This is a genomic window from Ottowia sp., from assembly GCF_047601385.1.
Classification (GTDB): domain Bacteria; phylum Pseudomonadota; class Gammaproteobacteria; order Burkholderiales; family Burkholderiaceae_C; genus Ottowia.
Genome location: NZ_JASGJP010000001.1, coordinates 2,434,249 through 2,452,168 on the forward strand (window position 1 = coordinate 2,434,249; position 17,920 = coordinate 2,452,168).

The 17,920-nt window shown below is 69.4% G+C and carries 16 protein-coding genes; 12 read left to right on the forward strand and 4 right to left on the reverse strand.

Going from position 1 to position 17,920, the window contains the following annotated elements:
* Nucleotides 1–355 precede the first annotated feature (355 nt).
* Nucleotides 356–2,473, forward strand: a complete 2,118-nt coding sequence (locus tag QM772_RS11910) for a VIT domain-containing protein (protein ID WP_415136704.1) — start codon at nucleotides 356–358, stop codon at nucleotides 2,471–2,473.
* Between the two features lie 24 nt (nucleotides 2,474–2,497).
* On the opposite strand, the gene QM772_RS11915 is transcribed toward QM772_RS11910, so the two are convergent.
* The gene (locus tag QM772_RS11915) at nucleotides 2,498–4,318 is read right to left on the reverse strand and encodes an acyclic terpene utilization AtuA family protein (RefSeq protein WP_415136706.1); all 1,821 of its coding nucleotides are present in this window, start codon (nucleotides 4,316–4,318) and stop codon (nucleotides 2,498–2,500) included.
* Nucleotides 4,319–4,475: 157 nt separating this feature from the next.
* Here QM772_RS11915 and QM772_RS11920 point away from each other — a divergent pair, with 157 nt between their 5' ends.
* Nucleotides 4,476–5,237, forward strand: a complete 762-nt coding sequence (locus QM772_RS11920) for a GntR family transcriptional regulator (protein WP_415136708.1) — start codon at nucleotides 4,476–4,478, stop codon at nucleotides 5,235–5,237.
* Between the two features lie 22 nt (nucleotides 5,238–5,259).
* Here the strand turns inward: QM772_RS11920 and QM772_RS11925 are convergent, their stop codons facing one another.
* Nucleotides 5,260–6,021 (reverse strand): SDR family NAD(P)-dependent oxidoreductase, encoded by a 762-nt coding sequence (locus QM772_RS11925; protein WP_415136710.1) that lies wholly within the window; start codon nucleotides 6,019–6,021, stop codon nucleotides 5,260–5,262.
* A gap of 28 nt (nucleotides 6,022–6,049) precedes the next feature.
* Nucleotides 6,050–7,003 (reverse strand): Bug family tripartite tricarboxylate transporter substrate binding protein, encoded by a 954-nt coding sequence (locus QM772_RS11930; RefSeq protein ID WP_415136712.1) that lies wholly within the window; start codon nucleotides 7,001–7,003, stop codon nucleotides 6,050–6,052.
* Between the two features lie 163 nt (nucleotides 7,004–7,166).
* On the opposite strand from QM772_RS11930, the gene QM772_RS11935 reads away from it, so the two are divergent.
* The 4 genes from QM772_RS11935 to QM772_RS11950 all read left to right on the forward strand — a co-directional run bounded on the left by QM772_RS11935 (nucleotide 7,167) and on the right by QM772_RS11950 (nucleotide 11,488).
* On the forward strand, nucleotides 7,167–8,288 hold the full coding sequence (locus tag QM772_RS11935) for an NAD(P)H-dependent flavin oxidoreductase (protein ID WP_415136714.1): 1,122 nt from the start codon (nucleotides 7,167–7,169) through the stop codon (nucleotides 8,286–8,288).
* A 129-nt stretch (nucleotides 8,289–8,417) separates the two neighbouring features.
* The gene (locus tag QM772_RS11940) at nucleotides 8,418–9,224 is read left to right on the forward strand and encodes an enoyl-CoA hydratase-related protein (RefSeq protein WP_415136716.1); all 807 of its coding nucleotides are present in this window, start codon (nucleotides 8,418–8,420) and stop codon (nucleotides 9,222–9,224) included.
* 49 nt (nucleotides 9,225–9,273) lie between these two features.
* Nucleotides 9,274–10,500, forward strand: coding sequence for a CaiB/BaiF CoA transferase family protein (locus tag QM772_RS11945; RefSeq protein WP_415136718.1), 1,227 nt, complete (start codon nucleotides 9,274–9,276; stop codon nucleotides 10,498–10,500).
* A gap of 67 nt (nucleotides 10,501–10,567) precedes the next feature.
* On the forward strand, nucleotides 10,568–11,488 hold the full coding sequence (locus QM772_RS11950; RefSeq protein WP_415136720.1) for a tripartite tricarboxylate transporter substrate binding protein: 921 nt from the start codon (nucleotides 10,568–10,570) through the stop codon (nucleotides 11,486–11,488).
* Nucleotides 11,489–11,537: 49 nt separating this feature from the next.
* On the opposite strand, the gene QM772_RS11955 is transcribed toward QM772_RS11950, so the two are convergent.
* Nucleotides 11,538–12,707, reverse strand: a complete 1,170-nt coding sequence (locus tag QM772_RS11955) for an acyl-CoA dehydrogenase family protein (protein WP_415136722.1) — start codon at nucleotides 12,705–12,707, stop codon at nucleotides 11,538–11,540.
* A 233-nt stretch (nucleotides 12,708–12,940) separates the two neighbouring features.
* Here QM772_RS11955 and xrtQ point away from each other — a divergent pair, with 233 nt between their 5' ends.
* The 6 genes from xrtQ to sctS all read left to right on the forward strand — a co-directional run bounded on the left by xrtQ (nucleotide 12,941) and on the right by sctS (nucleotide 17,905).
* Nucleotides 12,941–13,915 (forward strand): exosortase Q, encoded by a 975-nt coding sequence (xrtQ, locus tag QM772_RS11960; RefSeq protein WP_415136724.1) that lies wholly within the window; start codon nucleotides 12,941–12,943, stop codon nucleotides 13,913–13,915.
* On the forward strand, nucleotides 13,908–14,459 hold the full coding sequence (locus QM772_RS11965; protein ID WP_415136726.1) for a hypothetical protein: 552 nt from the start codon (nucleotides 13,908–13,910) through the stop codon (nucleotides 14,457–14,459). Before xrtQ ends, QM772_RS11965 begins: the two co-directional genes overlap by 8 nt.
* Nucleotides 14,456–15,871 (forward strand): biosynthetic peptidoglycan transglycosylase, encoded by a 1,416-nt coding sequence (locus QM772_RS11970; protein ID WP_415136728.1) that lies wholly within the window; start codon nucleotides 14,456–14,458, stop codon nucleotides 15,869–15,871. The genes QM772_RS11965 and QM772_RS11970 overlap by 4 nt, the downstream gene beginning before the upstream one ends.
* Before the next feature lie 185 nt (nucleotides 15,872–16,056).
* Nucleotides 16,057–16,857 carry a hypothetical protein gene (locus QM772_RS11975; protein ID WP_415136730.1) on the forward strand — a complete coding sequence of 267 codons (801 nt, stop codon included), beginning with the start codon at nucleotides 16,057–16,059 and terminating at the stop codon, nucleotides 16,855–16,857.
* A 115-nt stretch (nucleotides 16,858–16,972) separates the two neighbouring features.
* Nucleotides 16,973–17,623: a type III secretion system export apparatus subunit SctR gene (sctR, locus tag QM772_RS11980; protein WP_415136732.1), complete on the forward strand. Its 651-nt coding sequence runs from the start codon at nucleotides 16,973–16,975 to the stop codon at nucleotides 17,621–17,623.
* A 9-nt stretch (nucleotides 17,624–17,632) separates the two neighbouring features.
* Nucleotides 17,633–17,905, forward strand: a complete 273-nt coding sequence (sctS, locus tag QM772_RS11985) for a type III secretion system export apparatus subunit SctS (RefSeq protein ID WP_415136734.1) — start codon at nucleotides 17,633–17,635, stop codon at nucleotides 17,903–17,905.
* Nucleotides 17,906–17,920: the final 15 nt, after the last annotated feature.

Below are 17,920 nucleotides of genomic sequence, written 5' to 3' on the forward strand. Positions count from 1 at the left end.
TGATGAAAAAACAGGCGCGACTGTGCCATCGCCCGGCCGTTTCGGGGGTGGCCGCGAAACGCGCCGCGCGACAAATTCCACGCTGGGCGCGAGGCACTTTCCGGGGCATTGAACCGTGGTGCGAATCATCTGTAATGATTATTAACATTTGATGTAAATCATCTGATAGCGCACGCCAGAAGCCAACCAAATGCTACATAAAGCATAGCCCCGGGCGGGTGCTTCACATGCGCTTCACGCAGCGCGCACACGGCCTGCGCGGTTTTCCCGGCACCTTCTCGCGCGCTTCATCACCGCTTCCAGCGCGGCTTCCACAGTGGCGCCATGCCGCGAACCCCCTGAAAGGAAGGACCCCATGCGCGCTGCTGCACTGCTCCTCAACACCGCTCCCGCCCTCGCGGCGCGGCGCCTGGCCTGGTACTCGGCGCTGGCCGCGCTGGTGCTGCTGGCGCCGCCCACGCGCGCGCAAACGGGCGCCCCGGCCCAGGCCGAGAGCCCCTACTTCTTCGTCCAGGGCGCGCAGCCCGGCGTGGACGCGCTGCCGCTCAAGCGCACCGACGTGAAGGTGAACATCAGCGGCGTCATCGCCGACGTGGTGGTGACCCAGCGCTACAGGAACGAGGGCACGGTGCCGATCGAGGCGAAGTACGTCTTCCCCGGCTCCACGCGCGCGGCCGTGGGCGGCCTGAACGTGCGCATCGGCGAGCGCCTGGTGGTGGCGCAGATCCGCGAGAAGCAGCAGGCCAGGGTGGAGTACGACGCCGCCAAGCGCGCCGGCCAGACCGCCGCGCTGCTGGAGCAGCACCGCCCCAACGTGTTCCAGATGAACGTCGCCAACATCCTGCCCGGCGACGACGTGCAGGTGGAGCTGCGCTACAACGAGCTGCTGGTGCCCACCGAGGGCAACTACCAGTTCGTGTTCCCGACCGTGGTCGGCCCGCGCTACGCCGGCACCGCCCAGCCGGCCCCCAGCGCCACCACCAGCGGCCAACCGCCGGCGCACGCGCAGGCGTTTCCCGCCCAGCCCGTGCTGCGCGCGGGCGAGCCCAGCGCCAGCGCCTTCAACCTGAAGGTGAACCTCGCGAGCCCCATCGGCATCCAGGAGATCCGCTCGCCCAGCCACGCCATCGACACGCAGATGGATGCCGGCGGCGCCGCCAAGCGCGCCAGCGTGCAATTGGCGGCCGGCTCGTCACGTGGCGCGAGCCAGAGCAACGACCGCGACTTCATCCTCGACTACCGTTTGGCCGGCAGCGCCGTCCAGTCCGGCGTGCTCTTGCAGCGCGGCGAGAAGGAGAACTTCTTCCTGGCGATGGTGCAGCCGCCCAAGGCGGTGCCGCAAGCGGCCATCACGCCGCGCGAATACATCTTCGTGGTGGACATCTCGGGCAGCATGCACGGCTTCCCGCTCGACACCGCCAAGGCGCTGATGCGCCAGCTGCTCGGCAGCCTGAAGGCCGGCGACCGCTTCAACGTGCTGCTGTTCTCGGGCAGCAACCGCTTCCTGGCGCCGCGTTCGGTGCCGGCCACGCCGGCCAACGTCGAGGCCGCCATCCGCACCATCGAGCAGATGGGCGGCGGCGGCTCGACCGAGCTGCTGCCCGCGCTGCGCCGCGTGTACGCCGAGCCGAAATCGCCCGAGCTGTCGCGCACCGTGGTGGTGGTGACCGACGGCTACGTCACGGTGGAGAGCGAAGCCTTCGCGCTGGTGCGCCAGCACCTGGACCAGGCCAACGTGTTCGCCTTCGGCATCGGCAGCTCCGTCAACCGGCACCTGATGGAGGGCCTGGCGCGCGCCGGCATGGGCGAGCCCTTCGTCATCACCCGGCCCGACCAGGCCAAGGAGCAGGCCGAGCGCTTCCGCCGCCTCATCGAGGCGCCCGTGCTCACCAGCGTGAAGGCGCGCTTCGAGGGGCTGGACGTGTACGACGTGGAACCCTCCGTGTTGCCCGACGTGCTGGCCGAGCGCCCGGTGATCGTGTTCGGCAAGTGGCGCGAGCCCACGGCGGGCGCGCAGCCGAAGCTGATGGTCGAAGGCCACGCTGCCGGTGGCGCCTACCAGCAGACGCTGCCCATCGACCTGCGCGGCGCCGACGCCGGCACCACTGCCCTGCGCCACCTGTGGGCGCGCCACCGCATTGCCGTGCTGAGCGACCAGGAGGCCCTGACCGGCGGCGACGCGCAGAAGGCCGCCATCACCCGCTTGGGCCTGGATTACAGCCTGCTCACGCAGTACACGAGCTTCATCGCCGTGGACAAGGTGGTGCGCAACCCTGGCGGCTCTGGTGCCACGGCTAACCAGCCGAGCCCCCTGCCCGAAGGCGTGACTGACCGCGCCGTGGGCGAGGCCAGCGCGCTGGGCGCCGCCGTCAGCAGCACGCCCGAGCCGGCCACCTGGGCGGCCATGCTGGTGGTGCTGGCGGTGGTGGGTGCGCAGATCGCGCGGCGGCGGCGTGGTGCGTTCACCGCCTGAGCGCTCTCCGAAGGCCGCGGCTGTTCAGCCCCGGCTTTCGGGGCCCTTGTCCAGATCCCCCAGCCACGCCGCGGGTACACGCACAGGCAACGCCAGCAGCACCTGGCCCAGTGTCTTGCCCAGCGGATCGTTGCGCAGCGAGCCCGCGCCGCCGCCCGCCAGCGCCTGCTCCAGCATGAAGTTGTAGGCGTGCACGCCCGGCACGTCGAAGCGGCGGACGGGGCCGCGCACCAGATGCTGGAAGTACTGCCGCACCACCTCGGGCGTGACCTGCTCGCCGATGAGCGCGGCGAACTGCGGCCGGCGCGCGATGATGGCGATGTTCGAGATGTCCCCCTTGTCACCGCTGCGCGCCACCGCCAGCGCCGACAGCGGAGCGGTCACGGCTTCACCCGAGGGTGCCGCGGCCTGATGCCCGGGGTAGCGCGTGCCTTCGCCCCGCGCCTGGTCTACCGGCACGCCGGGTGGGATGGACACCGGCCAGGTTTCGTCATCCAGGGTGATGGTGACCGCTACCCGGTCCTTTGGCCACAGGAAGGAAAACAGGCGGAACACCGGCCCCGCCTTGGGCCGCCCGCTGAACCCCGTGGTGCCCTGCGCGGCCGAGACGCCGAAGGGCGCGACCTCCTTGGCCACGATGTTCAGCGCGGCGGCGTCGGCATGCCGCACCGCGAAGCGCATCACCACCTCGCGCGCCGCCGCGCCACGGGCCTGCTGGCCGTAGGAGGGCTTTTCGCTGCCCAGCACCTCCACCAGGGTTTCGCTGAAATCGCCGAAGCCGGCCTCACGCATCATCCGGCGGCTGCGCGCCAGCAGGGCCTCGCCGGTCCGCTCGGCCTTGGCGACGGCATCGTCGCCCGCGATCGTGAGGGTGGACGACAGCCGGAAGCCGTCCGCCCAGGTGGCGCTGACCTTGTAGCAATCCGTGGGCGGGCGGCCGCGCGCGCCGTGCACGTGGACGCGGTTCTCGCCGGCCTGTTCCATGCGCACGTCGCTGAAGTCGCAGGTGACGTCGGGCAGCAGGTAGTTGGCCGGATCGCCGACCTCGTAGAGCATCTGCTCGGCCGCCACGGTGGGCAGGATGAGGCCGCCGGTGCCGGGCGGCTTTTCCAGGTGGAAGCTGCCGTCGGCGTTGCAGTCGGCGATCGGGAAGCCCATGTTCTCCCAGCCGGGCACGCGCCACCAGTCGGTGTAGAGGCCGCCGGTGGTCTGGGTGGTGCATTCCAGGATGTGGCCGACCAGGCTGCCCGCGGCCAGCCGGTCGTAGTCGTCGGCGCTCCAGCCGAAGCGATGGATGAGCGCGCCCAGCGACAGCGCGCTGTCCACGCAGCGGCCGGTGATGACCACGTCGGCACCCTTCGCCAGCGCGGCAGCGACGGGCAGGGCGCCGAGGTAGGCGTTCATGCTGGTCAGGGCAGCGGGCAGCGGGGCGCCGCTGAACATCTCGCTCACCTGGCTGCCGGCGATGGCTTCGCGGCGGCCCATCAGGTCGTCGCCTTCCACCACCGCGATGCGCAGCGCAACACCCTGGGCCTCGGCGGCGTGGCGCAGCGCATCGGCGCAGGCGCGGGGGTTCATGCCCCCCGCGTTGGCCAGCAGCTTGATGCCGCGCTCGGCGATCGTGGGCAGATGAGGGCCTACCGCATGGATGAAGTCGGCCGCGTAGCCCGCCTTCGGGTCCCGGCTGCGGGCCTTTTGCAGCAGCGACATGGTCAGTTCGGCCAGGTAGTCGAACACCAGCACGTCGACGTTGCCGCCCTGCACCAGTTGCGCCACACCGGCGTCGCTGTCTCCCCAGAAGGCGCAGGCGCCGCCGATGCGCAGGGTTTCCCGTGATGTTTTCATGGATCAGAGCCTGTGAATGAAGAAAGAGATTGATGACAAGTAATACTATTATTAGGATAACAGGAATAGGTGGGGGCGTAAAGCAGGCCGTCATGAAGGAGGCCGACACGTAGAATTTCGCGTCCTCCCGTTGCCCGATCACTCCGGGGCTCAAGCCATGCCGTCTTCACTTGCTTCGCCGCAATTCGTCCCTGGTGCCACGGCGCTGTATGCACAACTGGCCAGCCTGTTGCGCAGCCGCATCCTCGGTGGCGAGTGGGCGTACGGCGAGACGATACCCAGCCTCCAGGAACTGTCCGAGCTCTACGGCCTGGGCCGGGTGACGGTGCGCCAGGCGTTGCAGATCCTGGCGGAAGAGGGACTGATTTCCAGTCAGCGAGGGCGCCGCACGTTCGTGACCTATGCGCCTGGCGCAGGCGCGGGGGCAGGGATGGAACAGCCGGTCGTCTCCTACGTGGCGGGGGTCGAACAGCGCCAGCCCGACTTCAACATCGTGCTGCTGTCGCGCGTGCGGGTGGCCGAGCTGCCCCGCGGGCGCTGGCAGGTCGGCCGCGACGAAGGCCCCTACGTGCACATCCGCAAGCTCGACCGCGATGGCGAGCTGGTCTATGGGCTGGGATCAGTGCACGTTGCGGAAGACCTGTACAAGCGTTTTCCCAAGGGTGCCGAGAGCAAGCAGAAGCTGGCGCAGCTGGTGCGCAAGTACGCCGGGTCGTTGTCCGTGGCCCGTGAACGCATCACTGTGCTGCCCACCGATTTCGAGGCGGCCGCAGCGCTGGACTACCCCATGGCGGCGCCCGCCGCGCGAGCTGAGCGCGTGGTGTGCGATGCCTCGGGTCGTGTCGTCTACCTGGCCGTGAGCATCTACCGCGGCGACCGTTTCGGGCTGGAACGGGATCTGCTGGACTACTTTCGCTGAATGGCTCAGGACTACCGCGAAGTCAGATCTTGCCCGCCATGGCACCGCCATCCATCAAAAAAGAACCCCCCGTGCTGTAGGCCGCCTCATCGGAGCTGAGAAATGCTGCCATCGCCGCCACTTCCTGCGGCGTCCCGTAGCGCCGTAGTGGGATGCCGCCCATGGCTTGCGCCCGTGCGCCCGCACGGCCAGCTTCGATTGCTTCCATCATGCGGGTGTCCACGGGACCGGGATGGATGGTGTTGACTCGGATGCCATGTTTTGCTCCTTCCAGCGCCGCCGTCTTGGCCAATCCGACGACCGCGTGCTTGCTGGCGCAGTAAGGCCCCAGTCCCACGCTGCCGCGCAGGCCGGCGGTGGAAGAAATGATCGTGATGGCGCCGCCATGGGACTGCATCACCTTCATGAGGCGCGAGAGCCACAGGAAGACGCCGCGCACGTTGATCGCCATGACGCGATCGAAATCAGATGCGGATTGCTCGCCCAGAGGGGCGATGCGGCCTTCGGTGCCAGCATTCAGGATGGCGATGTCCACGCTGCTCCATCGCCGCAGGAGCGATTGCAACGCAGCGTCGGTTTCGCTTTCGCTGCATACGTCAGCGGGTAGTGCCTGAGCTACCTGCCCTCCCAGTGCGTGCACTTGCCGATCGAGCAGTTCGGCATCGAGATCGACCAGTGCCAGCCGAGCGCCGTCGCGTGCGAACCGCTCGGCTATTGCGCTCCCGATCCCTCCGGCTGCGCCTGTGATCACGACCGTCTTGCCGTCGAAAGCAGCCGTCGTCATGGTGCTCTTCGGCGAGCGCGCGGTACGGTTACTCTGCCTCGATCTTGTTGTCTTGGATAACCTTGCGCCACAGCTGCGTGTCTTCACGATTGATGCGGTCCAGAACTTCCGGCGTGCCAGGGGCAGGCGTTGCATTCAGCTTGGCCAGCCTCTCGCGAACCGAGGGCTGATTGAGCGCATCGTTCAGCGCTTTGTTGTAGGCCTGCACGATGTCCGTGGGCGTCTTGGCGGGCAGCATCATGGCGTACCAGCCATCGCTGATGAAGCCTTCGTATCCCAGTTCCTTCGCCGTGGGCGTATCGGGCAACTCCGGCAGGCGCTGGGTACTGGTGACCGCGAGCGCCTTCAGGCGGCCGCTCTTGATGTTCGTGATGGTGGAGGACGGTGTCAGGACGCTCATGTCCACGACGCCGCCGATCACGTCGGTCATGGCCTGGACCCCCTTGTAGTGGATCATGCGGATGTCCACGCCGGTCTGGTTTTTCAGGCGTTCCATCATCAGGTGCTGCGGTGTACCCGCGCCGATCGATCCGTTGTTGAGCGAGCGGCCTTGCGTCTTGGCCAGGGCGATCGCCTCCTTCAGGTTGTCGCCAGGCAGCTTGGGATTGGCGACGATCACGTAGGGCGTGGTCGCGATCATGCCCACGGCGCGGAAATCCTTCACTGGATCGAAACCGAGTTTCGGGCCAAGCAGGCCGAAGGTGGGATGCACGTTGAACGTGATCAGCACCGTGTTGCCGTCGGGCTTGGACTTGGCCACGTGGTCGGTGGCGATGGTGTAGCCCGCGCCGGGCTTGTTCTCCACGATGATGGAGCGCCCCATGGACGCGGCCATGGGCTCGGCAATGATGCGCGACAGCACGTCCACCCCGCCGCCCGGTGCACTGCCCGAGACGAATCGGGTGACTTGATTGGATTGCGCCATCGCGGGTAGTGCAAGAAAGGATGAGGCGGCGGCCGCGAGCCAAGTTTTCCAGTGCATGAACTCTCCTTTGTCTCCAGAAAAAAGTGCACGAATCCAGCGGCATCCAAGTCGGCTCGACACGGCAGAAGACCTATTGTATCATCAAGCATCATACTTTGCGCAAGTCTGCCATCTCCGCAAGTATGTTCTTTGCCCCAACCATGACCATCGGCCATCCACCATGAATCACAGCAACGTTTGTCAAATGTTCGGGATCGAGATTCCGGTCTTCGGTTTTTCCCACTGCCGCAACGTCGTGTCGGAGATCACACGGGCGGGGGGTATGGGCTGTCTGGGTACGGCCTACTACACGCCGGAGCAGCTTGAGATAGAACTCAACTGGATTGACGAGCAGGTTGCCGGCAAGCCCTATGCCATCAACATGCTGTTGCCCAAGAAGTTCGAAACCGTGGGGGAACCGCTTGATTTCGACAAGTTGCCCGAGGGACATGTGGCGTGGCAAAGAAAGCTACTGGATGACGCGGGCATCCCGCCTTTGCCTGAATCCGAGCGTGAGCGGCTGCTGCGCGAGGAACTGGAACAGATGCACCTCACGCCCGAGTTCGCGGACGAACTGCTCGAAGTGGTGCTGCGTCATCCCAACGTCAAGCTCGTGGTCAGCGCGCTGGGTTCTCCTCCGCGTGACATTCTGGACCGCCTGCATGACCACGGCATCAAGGTGGGTGCCATGACGGGCAAAGTCCAGCACGCCCTTAAGCACAAGGAAGCGGGGTTGGACATCCTGATCGCGCAGGGTACCGAGGCCGCAGGTCACACGGGCGTGGTTTCTTCCATGGTCCTGTGGCCCGAGGTGGTGGATGCGGTGGCGCCCATTCCGGTGCTCGCCGCCGGCGGCATCGGGCGCGGACGACAGATGGCGGCGGCCTTCACCCTTGGCGCGCAAGGTATCTGGTGTGGCTCCATCTGGCATGGCACGCGGGAAAGCGATCTCACGGATGAGATGAAGCAACTGCTCTACAAGGCCCGCTCCGAAGATGCCGTTCAAACACGGTCGAAAACCGGCAAGCCCGGGCGCATGCTGCGCAGCAAATACACGGAAGCCTGGGTGCAGCCCGGTGCGCCGGCGACCCTGCCGATGCCGTGGCAGAACGTGCTGAACGCCGAGGCGCGCCTGCGCATCGACCGCGCCAGGGCGCTGGACTACATGACCTGCCCGGTAGGACAGATCGTGGGGACCATCAACAACGAGAGTTCCGTTCGTCAGGTGATACAGGACATTCTGGAAGAGTTCGTGACCACCGTCGAACAGATGCCGGTTGCAACCGGGCTGGCGGACGCTTGAGCGATGCCGGGAGAGCCTGGTCCGCAGGTGCGCCATGAAAGCGCTGAAGTTCGTCATGAGCTTTCCATCCTGACCGAGGATTGATATTATGTTGTTCGTTAAATAGAACTTCTTTGCAGGAGCGAATGGATGTCCCAGGATTCGTCGAACAACCAGCGAGCCGGCGGCGATCTGCTGGTGCAGCAGAAGGGCGCCGTGCTGTGGCTCACCCTCAACCGCCCGCAGCGGCGCAATGCCCTGACCGACGCCGTGATGTACGCGCTGCGCGACGAGTTCCTGGCCGCCGCCCGTAATCCGGCGCTGCGCGCCATTGTGCTCACGGGCGCGGGCGACAAGGCGTTCTGCGCCGGCGCCGACCTGACGCCCGGCGACACGCCTTTCCAGCCCAAGGTGGATCGGCTGCACACCCCCATGGGCGAGCTGTTCCGCGCCGTGCATGGCTGCCCCGTGCCGGTGGTCGCGCGCATCAACGGCGTCTGCGTGGCCGGCGGCCTCGGCCTGTTCGGCATGTGCGACATGGCGGTGTCGGTGGACACGGCCCAGTTCGGCATGCCGGAGGTGAAGATCGGCCTGTTCCCGATGCAGATTCTCACCGTGCTGCGCGACCTGATCCCGCCGCGCCTGCTGCACGAGATGTGCGTGACCGGCAAGCCCATCAGCGCACAGACCGCCTACGCCCAGGGCCTGCTGAACCGCATCGTGCCGGCGGCCGAGCTGGACGCCGCCCTCGACGCGCTGGTGGCCGACATCGTGGCCGCCTCGCCCATGGCCGTGCGGCGCGGCAAGTACGCCATGCGCGCCGTGGCCGCCATGTCGTTCGCCGAGATGATGGCCTTCACCGAGACGGCGCTGGTCCCCATGATCCAGACCGAGGACGCGCGCGAGGGCCTGGCCGCCTTCAACGAGCGCCGTCCGCCGCAGTGGCCGGGCCGATAAGCCCGCGCCCCTCGCCCAAGCCGCCAGGCATTCCACCCCTCCGACCCTCATGACAGACACCGCACCTGCCCGCTCCGGCCCCCTGGCCGGCGTCCGGATCATCGACGTCACCGCCGTGCTCATGGGCCCCTCCGCCACCCAGATGCTGGGCGATCTGGGCGCCGACGTGATCAAGATCGAGCCGCCCGGCGGCGACAAGACGCGCGCCATCGGCCCCATGGGCGACCGCAGGATGGGGCCGATCTTCCTGAGCGTGAACCGCAACAAGCGCAGTCTGGTGCTGGACCTGAAGGCGCCCGAGGGCCGCGAGGCGCTGTTCAGGCTGGCCGAGACGGCCGACGTGCTGACCTACAACGTGCGCCCCGCCGCCATGGCCCGGCTCGGCCTGACCTACGAGGCGCTGAGCGAGCGCAACCCGCGGCTCATCTACGTGGGCATGTTCGGCTTCTCGCAGCGCGGGCGCTATGCGCCGTCGCCGGCGTTCGACGACCTCATCCAGGCCGCCACCGGCGTCACCGCCGCCATGGCCGCCTCCAGCCCCGACGGTTCGGCCGGCTTCGTGCCGCTGAACATGATGGACCGGTCGGTGGGCCTGTACGGCTTCGGCGTCATCGCCTCGGCGCTGTACGCGCGCGAGAAGACCGGCCGCGGCCAGCGCGTGGACGTGCCCATGTTCGAAACCATGGTGCCCTACGTGCTGGGCGACCACCTGTACGGCCACAAATACCAGCCAGCGCAGGGTGGCTTCGGCTATCCCCGCATCCTCTCGACCGAGCGGCGCCCGTTCCGCACCAAGGATGCGCAGGTCTGCTGCGTCATCTACCAGGACCACCACTGGCGTGCCTTCCTCGGCATCCTGGGCATGGGCGAGCTGTACGACACCGACCCGCGCTTCAAGAACATCACCAGCCGCACCGCGCACGCTGACGAGCTCTACCGCTTCGTCGAGACGCACCTGGCGGAAAAGACCACGGCCGAATGGCAGCAGCTGCTGAAGGACGCCGACGTGCCGGTGTTCCCCGTCCACACCTTCCAATCGGTGCTGGAAGACGGGCATTTGCAGGACATCGGTTTCTTCCGCGAGGAAGACGTGCCGGGCATCGGCACCATGCGTGAAACCGCCGTACCCAGCGAATGGTTCGGCACGCCACCCGAGGGCTACCGTCCACCACCGACAGTAGGGCAGCACAGCGCCGAGGTTCTGGCAGAGGCCGGCTACAGCGTGGCCGAGATCGACCGGTTGGTGCAAAGCGGTGTCACCCGGGTTGGCGCCTAGCCGGCCTCATTACTCCTACTTCAGAAAGGCAACGGCAATGGATCGCAGAACATTCAGCACAGGTTTGGTGGCAGGCGCTGCTCTGGTGGCCACGGGGCTGGTGCGTGCCCAGGGCGGACGCCAAGCCGCCGTGGTGGTGCCGTACACGCCCGGCGGCAGCACGGACCTGCTGGGTCGCTTGTTCGCCGACGCTTACTCGACCCAGGCGGGGGAAAAGTACATCGTCGAGAACCGGCCGGGCGCGAACGGCATGCTGGGTTCGGCCCACGTGTCCGCCGCGCCGCCGGACGGCCGCACCCTGATGTACACCTACGGCAACCTGATGCTGAACCAGGAGTTCCTGATGAAGGAGCAGCGCCTCCAGCCCCTGCGCGACCTGGTGCCGGTGGCGCGCACCTGCATCATCCAGTCGGTCATCGTGGCGGCGCCGGGCTTTCCCGCGGCCAACCTGCGCGAGTTCATCGCCATGGCACGCAAGAACCCGGGCAAGCATTCCTACGCCTACTTCGGCGACCTCGGCATCGCCTCCGTGGCCGCCGAGGCCGACGTGCAGCTGCTGCGCGTGCCCTACAAGGGCGGCCTGCCCGGCATGATGGACGTGATGGCCGGCACGGTGGACATCATCACCAGCTCGCTGGCGCAGGCGCAGTCGATGCTGCGCGCCGGCAAGCTCAAGGCGCTGGCGGTCTACGGCGACGAGCGGCTGCGCGAGTGGCCCGACGTGCCCACGGTGAAGGAGGTGCTGCCCGACTTCCGCGCGCTCGACTACCAAGTGGTGATGGCGCCGAAGGGCATGCAGGGCGCCGTGCTGGCCCAGGTGGCGCAGCGCGCCCAGGCGGCGCTGGCCGGGGCCGAGATCCGCCAGGCCTTCCTGGAGCGCGGCGCGGTGGTCGCGCCGCTCGGCCCGGAGGAGACGCTGGCCTTCATGGAGGCCGACCGCGCGCGGCTGGCCAAGGTGGTGAAGGTCGCCCGGATCCAGCCGGAGTGAAATACCGCGGGACGCCGGACCCCGGCATCCCGCGCGCCCCGGCGACGCTTCAGTACGAGCGCGGCAGTCCCAGCACCCGCTCGCCGATGTAGTTCAGGATCATCTCGCGGCTCACGGGCGCGATGTTGGGCACCATCACCTCGCGGTAGTAGCGCTCCACGTCGTACTCGGCCGCGTAGCCCATGCCACCCAGCGTGCGCACGGCCTGCTCGCAGGTCTTGAGCGCCGCCTCGGCAGCGAGGAACTTGGCGGCGTTCGCCTCGGGCGCGCAGGGCAGACCCGCGTCGTACAGCTGCGCGGCGCGCCACACGAGCATGTCGGCCGCCTCCAGCTCCATCCAGTTGCGCGCCAGCGGGTGCTGGATGCCCTGGTTCATGCCGATGGGGCGGCCGAAGACCACGCGCTCGTTGGCGTACTGCGTGGCCTTGGTCAGCGCCCGGCGTCCGATGCCGATCGCCTCGGCAGCGACCAGGATGCGCTCCGGGTTGATCGCGTCCAGCAGGATGTGGAAGCCCCGGCCCTCCTCGCCGATGCGGTGCTCCTCGGGCACGGGCAGGCCGTCGATGAAGACGGCGTTGGAATCCAGCGCCGCCCGGCCCATCTTGCGGATTTCGCGCACTTCCACGTAGCGGCGGTCGAGGTCGGTGTAGAAGAGCGACATGCCGTCGGTGCGTTTCCTGCACTCCTCGATGGGCGTGGTGCGTGCCAGCACCAGCATCTTGTTGGCGCGCTGCGCGGTGGACATCCACATCTTGCGGCCGGACATGACGTAGCCCTTGCCCTGGCGCACGGCGCGCGTGGAGATGTTGGTGGTGTCCAGGCCGGCGTCGGGCTCGGTGACGCCGAAGGCGGTCACGTCCTCGCCGCGGATCAGGGGCGGCAGGATGTCCTTCTTCTGCTGCTCGGTGCCGTGGACCACGATGGCGTGCGGCGCGAAGATGTTGATGTGGATCGTGGTGCAGGCCGCAAGGGCCCCGGCCGAGTTGCCCACGATCTGCATCAGCAGCGCCGCATCGGTGAGGGCCAGGCCGGCGCCGCCGAACTCGGTCGGCATCATGATGCCCAGCCAGCCGGCCTCGGCCATCGCCTTCTGGAATTCGACCGGGTAGCTGTGCGTGGCGTCCTTCTCGCGCCAGTAGGCGTCGTCGAAGCTGTCGCACAGGGCCTGCACGGCCTCCTTGATCTGCTGCCGTTCGGGACTGAGCTCGAGTTCAAGCATGGGGGTGTCCTCAGAGGTGGTTAACGATGGCGAATGTTGTTATTTTCTTATTGTATGCCTAATAGTACTTCTGGCCAACGCTGATATCCGGCAGCAGCCGTATTCACGCCGATTTCACCTGGACTTCACACAGCGCCGCGCCGGGGCGCGCGCGCTTCATGGTGGCTTCGCATGGGCGGACCACAGTGGCGGACATGTTTCTGCCCACGCCTTCCCTGGAGCCGGAGTCCGCCATGTCTTCCTTCGCTCACCCGCCCGCCACCCGCCCGGCCCTGCCTGGCCTGCTGCGCCACGCGCCCACGCGCCGGGCCGCCCTGGTCGTCGATCGCCTGCCCGCCGCCTGCTGGCTGGTGTTGCTGACCGCCGCGCTCTGGCCCACCTGGCGCTGGATGGCGGCGCGCGTGGCCGATGGCTCCGACGACCCGGTCGGCCTGCTCGCGCTGGCCGCGCTCGGCGTGCTGCTGTGGTCGGTGCGCGGGCAACTGCGCGCGGCGCCGCGCCTGCACTGGCTGGCAGGGGCGCTGGCCGGCACGCTGGCGGCCACGCTGCTGCACGGCGCGGTCACGCCGCTGCTCGCCAGCCTGCTCGCCATCATTGCCTGGGCCTGCGGCCTGCTCGCCTTCCTGCCGGCCACGCGATGCGGCGCCATGCAGGTACGCGATGGCGTGCTGTGGCCGGCGCCGCGCCACGCCATCGCCGCCGCGCCGGTGCTGGGGCTGGCGGTGCTGGCGCTGCCGCTGATCGCCTCGCTCCAGTTCTACGCCGGCTACCCGCTGCGCGTGCTCACGGCCGAAGCCAGCCGCTGGCTGCTGGCGGCGGGGTTCGCGGTGCAGCGCGAGGGCAGCAGCCTGCTGGTGGACGGGCGGCTGATCGTCGTCGATGCGCCGTGCTCCGGCGTGCAGATGGCCTGGGCCGGCTACTTCACGGCCTGCGCGGTGGCGCTGCTGAAGGGGCGGGCCGACCGCGCTTTCATGCTGCGGCTGCCGCTGGTCGGCGCCGCGGTGCTGGCCGGCAACGTGCTGCGCAACACCGCGCTGGTGGCGCTGGAGGCCACGGGCCATGCCGCGCCGCCCGCCGTGCACGAGGGCATCGGGCTGCTGGCGCTGGCGGGGGTGTGCGGCGCGATCGCGCTGCTGATGAACCACGGCGCTACTGAATCAGGAGCTGCTCGCGCTTGCTGGACGGGCGCTGGAGGCCGAAATGATTAAAAATTCTTTCCAGAACCGCGTGCTCGGCAAGGGCCTGTTCGGCGCCGCCATGCTGGCCTGCGCGCTGGCCGGCGCGTTCCCGGGCACGCGCGAAGCGGCGTCCGCGCCCACCGCGCAAGCCGACGAACTGCCGCTGCACTGGCAAGGCGCGGCGGTGCGGCCGCTGGCCCTGTCGGCCGTCGAGCAGCGCTTCGCCGAGCGCTTTCCCGGCCGCATCGCGCGCCTGACCGATGGCCGCCGCATCGTGGTGCTGCGCGACGTGGCCGCGCCCACGCGCATGCTGCACCCGGCGGCCGACTGCTACCGCGCGCTCGGCTACCGCATCGAAGGCGAGCATCTGCAAACACTGGATGGCGGCCGGCAACGCTGCTTCGTCGCCCGCAAGGACGGCCTCGCCCTGCGCGTGTGCGAGCAGATCGAGGACGCGCGCGGCCAGCGCTTCGCCGACACCTCGGCCTGGTACTGGGCCGCCACCATGGGCCGCTCACACGGCCCGTGGCGCGCCGTCACCGTGACGCAGGCGCTGGGAGGAGGTGCGACATGAAGAAATCCCTCGCACGCCGCCTGGCCGCCGCCCTCGGCTGGATCCTGCTCACCCTCGCCGTGCTGCTGGGCGCGCTGTGGGCCATCCTGCGCATCGCGCTGGCGCCGCAGACCGGCGAATGGGCGACCGAAATCGGGCGCGGCCCCTTCAGGGTGCAGGCCAGCGTGCCGCAGCTCGCGTGGCTGGGCACCACGCCGTGGATCGGCGCGGCGCTGGACGGCCTGCGCGTGCCCACCCGCCTCGGCCCCGTCACACTCGGCTGGGTGCCCGCCGGCGCCGAAGGCCCCGAGCCGGTGCTGACGCTGCACTGCGAGCCCTGCACCCTGCCCCTGCCCGCGGCGCTGGGGCAGGACCGGCTCACCGTGCCGGCGGTGCAGATCGCCCTCTCGCGCGACCGCGTGCAGCACCTGCGCGGCACGCTGTGGCTGGCCCCCACGCTCCCCCGCTCCGCGTGGTCCGCTGCCCCCCAAGGGGGCGCTCGCCACCTTGGGGCGGCCCGGCGGCGGCTCGAGCTGGGCGCCGTATCACCCCAGGGCGAGCGCGCCGTCGTCACCGCGCAGTGGCGGGCGCAGCGCCACGGCCCCGGCTGGGACGTGACCATGCAGTGGCCCGAGGCGCCCGCGCGCCACTGGCTGGCCCTGCTGGCGCCCGACCTGCCCGAGCTGCGCGTGGCGGCCATCGAAGGCAGCGTGTCGGCCACCGCGCGCGTGCGCCTGCCCGCGGGCCGCGTCGAGCTGGCGCCGCGGGTGCAGGGCCTGGCCGTCAGCGGCCTGGGCACCGAGGCCTGGGCGCACGTGCGCTCGTCCTGCGGGCCGCGCCGCGCCATCGACCCGCGCGGCTGGCTGGCGCGCGCCGTGCTGGCGGCCGAGGACCAGCGCTTTCACGAGCACCCGGGCTACGACCTGGAAGAGCTGCTGGCCTCGCTGGACGCCAACCAGCAGCACCAAGCCATCCGGCGCGGCGGCAGCACGCTGACCCAGCAGGTGGCCAAGCTGATGGTGGCCGGCGGCGAGCGCACGCTGGCGCGCAAGCTGCGCGAGCTGCTGTACGCGGTGGAGATGGAGCAGACCCTGGGCAAGGCGCGCATCCTCCAGCTCTACCTGAACCTGGCGCCCTGGGGCCGCACGGCCGAGGGGCAGCTGGTGTGCGGCGCCGACGCCGCCGCGCGCCACCATTTCGGCGTGCCGGCGCGGCGCCTGGACGCGCGCCAGGCCGTCACCCTGGCCGCCCTGCTGCGCAACCCCGGGCGCGAGGCCGGCGCGGATCGCCTGCGCTGGGTGGCCGGGCAGGCGCGCGGCGTGCCGCCGGGCCAGCGGCGCGCGCTGCTCCGGCAGTGGCAGCCGGCGCGGCCCACGGTGGCGGATGCCGATCCGGTGCCCGGGCCGCAGTCGCTGGCCATGGCCGGCGATTGACGGAACAGCGTGCGAAGTACCGCCCTCACAACATAAGTGAGCGAGCACTTCATTTTTGATTGCCATGAGGCGGCGCGCGGCTGATGGCATGAAAAGCCCGCCGCGCCGTTCCCCCTGCTGGGGCACAGCTGGTAACGTTCCTAGCTGGCGGGGCCGGGCGTGCTCGGCCACACTCGCGCCGGAACATGCACTACGACATCACGGACTCGCCGGCGCTGCCGGCCGCCGATTCCTCCCTGCTTTTCTTCCAGGGCTCCACCGCCTGCGGCGCCGTGGGCCTGGCGCTGGCGCGCGAGGCGGGCGCCGAGGGGCCGGTCACCGGCGCCGAGCAGGTGCTGCGCCTGGCGCAGGCCGAGCCGCTGCTGCGCGCCGTCGAGCAGTGGCTGCGATCGCCCTGGGATCCGGCGCCCTGTGCCGCCCGCGCCCTGCCGGGCTACCGGGCGGTGGTGCGCGACCCGGCCGTGGCGCCGCCCGGCACCACGCTGCACCTGCCGCTGGCCGCCCTGCTGGCGCCACCGCCGCCCGTGCTGCGCGCGCCCGCGCTGGCCTGGGCCGGCCACGCGGCCGAGGCGCTGCTCGGCCCGGTGCCGGCCGAGGCGCTGGCGCGGCTGGAACCGCAGGCCCTGGTGTGGCTGCCGGCGGCTTTCGGCGCCGAATGGGCGGTCAGCCTGCGTGACCCGGAAGGGCGGCTGCCGCCCTGTCCGGCGCGGCTGGACCTGGCGGCCCAGCGCCTGGTGGTGACCGCCGGCGCGCCGCCGGCCATCGGCGCGCCGGACACCGCCGCCGCCGAGCCGCAGGCGGTGCTGGCGCAGCGCGTGCAGGTGCCGCTGGACCACTGGCTGGGCTGGGGGCGGGCGGAGGTGCCGTTCCATTGGCCGGTGCCGCAGCCCTGGGCGGCCGAGCTGCGCCAGGGCGGCGCCGCGCGCGCGCGCGGCGCGCTGATGCGGCTGGGCCAGGGCTGCGGGCTGTGGCTGGAGGCGGTCTGAGGGCGCCCGCGCGCCTATTGGCCGAATCGGGCTCCAGCGCAGCTATGATGAGCGCCGACAGCTATCAATTAAGTAGTAACCGGCCGCTGCACGGCGGCACCGCCGCGAGGCACGCATGGACCTGACGCAATTTTCCCCCTCGTCGGCGCTGATCACCGTCATCGTCGTCGCGCTGGCGCCCTTCGTGGGCGTGATGGTGACCTCGTTCACCAAGATCATCGTGGTGCTGAGCCTGCTGCGCAACGCGCTGGGCTTGCAGCAGGTGCCGCCCAACGTGGTGCTCAACGGCATGGCGCTGGTGCTCACCGTGTACGTGATGCTGCCGGTCGGCCTGGAGATGGCCGAGCGCGCCCGCACCGTGCCCAACCCGGCCGGCAGCACGCAGGGCATGCTGTCGGTGGCCGACGCCGCCAAAGAGCCGCTGCGCGACTTCCTGGTCAAGCATTCCAGCCCGGCGCAGCGCGCGTTCTTCCTGAAGACGGCGCAGAAGAACCTCTCGCCCGAGCGCGCCGCGCAGCTGACCGAGCGCGACTTCGTGGTGGTGGTGCCGGCCTTCACGGTGGGCGAGCTGTCGGCGGCGTTCCAGATCGGCTTCCTCATCTTCCTGCCGTTCCTGGTGATCGACCTGATCATCGCCAACATCCTGATGGCGATGGGCATGATGATGCTCTCGCCCACCACCATCTCGCTGCCGTTCAAGCTGCTGCTGTTCGTGCTGGTGGACGGCTGGGTGAAGCTCTCGCACGGCCTCGTGCTCTCCTACTAGGAGCGTTGAATGCTGGACAGCCAAGCGCTGCAACTCGTCTACCAGGCCCTCTGGCTGGTGCTGCTGCTGTCCGCGCCGCCGGTGCTGGTGGCCGCGCTGGTGGGGCTGCTGATCGCCCTGGTGCAGGCCGCCACGCAGATCCAGGAGCAGACGCTTCAGTACGCGCTGAAGTTCTTCGCCATCGTGCTGACCATCTTCGTCACCGCTTCGCTGCTGGGCGGCTCGCTCTACCAGTTCGCCGACCGCGTGATGACCGAGTTCCCCGCGCTGGTCAGGAAGTGACCGGGGGCTGACGGC